This window comes from Viscerimonas tarda, from assembly GCF_054601255.1.
This window is the reverse complement of the sequence record NZ_BAAHWV010000126.1, coordinates 1-1437: the sequence shown is the minus strand read 5'-3', so window position 1 is coordinate 1437 and position 1437 is coordinate 1. Positions and strand designations below refer to the sequence as shown.

The window sequence follows — 1437 nt, the reverse complement described above, 5'->3', positions numbered from 1 at the left end:
CAGCCGTTTTTACTTTCTCAAAGAATACAAACCGAAGATTTACGAACATTTTATGCAAATGCGGAACAATGGTATAACCTACAAAGAGGCGTTGCGCTTTTGCGGGATTGACTTTCCGGACGGAACGGACAGGCAGACAAGAATTGAATTTTTACACATTTAACCGATTTCCTTTTTAACCTTTTCCAGATACTGACTGCTGAAATCAATCTTCAATTCAACCCAAAGCGGCAAATGGTCGGACATTTGGAAGGTGCGCCAAGTAGAAAGGTAGTATTTCTCAATTTCTTTATCGGTTTTACCGTTTACTTTGTCAAGGAAATATGACTTGTATGTTTCCAAATCGTTTGCTGTATAAACCGTTTCGGCAAAATTGAAAGCCCCCGCCTTTTGCGACTTTTCGGAAAAAACGGTCATTTTGTCGTCCAATTTCAGGTTAAAGGCAATCTGGTCATAATGGCTGGTATTGCCCAAGTCCGAAGGGTGTTCCTTAATTGCCTGCGGAACGGAAAAACCGTATTTTTCCAATGCCTGCATTGTGTCGTCATTTACATTCGGGATATTGAAATCGCCCAGCAGAATATAACTTGTATCTTCCTTTTTGGCTCTTTTAGACAAGACGGAAGTGATTGTATCTATTTCTTTTTCACGCTTTTTCTTGTCGGCGGAAGAGGTTGAGCCGTAATAAATATGCATGGTTGTCAAAATAAACTTAAACCAGCCCGCCTGAAACGCCACACAATAGGGAGTTCGGGCAAACTGCAACTGCCCGTCAATCAATTTATCTTTGGGTAAAACGATTTCCCCTGCCATTTTTTGAAAGGAAACCTTGCTCCTGTCATACAAAAAAGCCATGCGCTCGCCGCCGCCCGCACTGCCGTCGGTGCTGTCGGTAACAAAATAATCCCAATTCAGGCTCAGCAACGAAACGAGGTCTTGCAAGCCTTTGAGATTGGCGGAAACCTCCTGAACAGCAATCAAATCGAAACGGCTAATGATTTCCGCCAGATAATGCAGGCTTTCGCGGCGGCGGTTGTCGCCAAATTCGCGGATATTCCAAGTGGCAAGCAGTAGAGTGTCCTCCGCCGTTTTTTGCGGAATATCGCGGTCTAACCGGCTGCGCAACTTTAACAGATTGTCTGTTGTGCGAAGCCTTTCCTCTTTGTTCAGATTCTTTAACAAGTGATAGTTGGGCATATTTTTTTACATTTTAGGTGCAAAAATAATAATTTTTAGAATAAAACACTATAGCCTTGAAATAGAAAATTTGCTATCTTTTTGGTTTATAGCGTTTTTCAAAATGCTTTTTGATAAACCGTTCCACGTCCGATTGCAGGTAGTACATTTTCTGGTCGATTTGTTTGTACGGTAACCAGCCCAGACTGCGGTAGCGTTGCAATGAACGCTTGCTCACATTGAGCATCATGCACAAGTCCT

2 protein-coding genes are annotated in these 1437 nt (G+C 42.6%); both read right to left on the bottom strand.

The window, feature by feature from the left end:
- Positions 1 to 159 precede the first annotated feature (159 nt).
- Positions 160 to 1197 carry an endonuclease/exonuclease/phosphatase family protein gene (locus tag ACYPWY_RS16240; RefSeq protein WP_459686590.1) on the bottom strand — a complete coding sequence of 346 codons (1038 nt, stop codon included), beginning with the start codon at positions 1195 to 1197 and terminating at the stop codon, positions 160 to 162.
- Between the two features lie 73 nt (positions 1198 to 1270).
- Entirely contained in the window at positions 1271 to 1423 is a 153-nt protein-coding gene (locus tag ACYPWY_RS16235) for a helix-turn-helix domain-containing protein (RefSeq protein ID WP_459686591.1), read from the bottom strand.
- Positions 1424 to 1437: the final 14 nt, after the last annotated feature.

Bases quoted from the DNA above. Each gene is read 5' to 3' on its own strand.
- ACYPWY_RS16240 (WP_459686590.1), bottom strand. From the start codon at position 1,197: ATGCCCAACTATCACTTGTTAAAGAATCTGAACAAAGAGGAAAGGCTT.
- ACYPWY_RS16235 (WP_459686591.1), bottom strand. From the start codon at position 1,423: ATGCTCAATGTGAGCAAGCGTTCATTGCAACGCTACCGCAGTCTGGGC.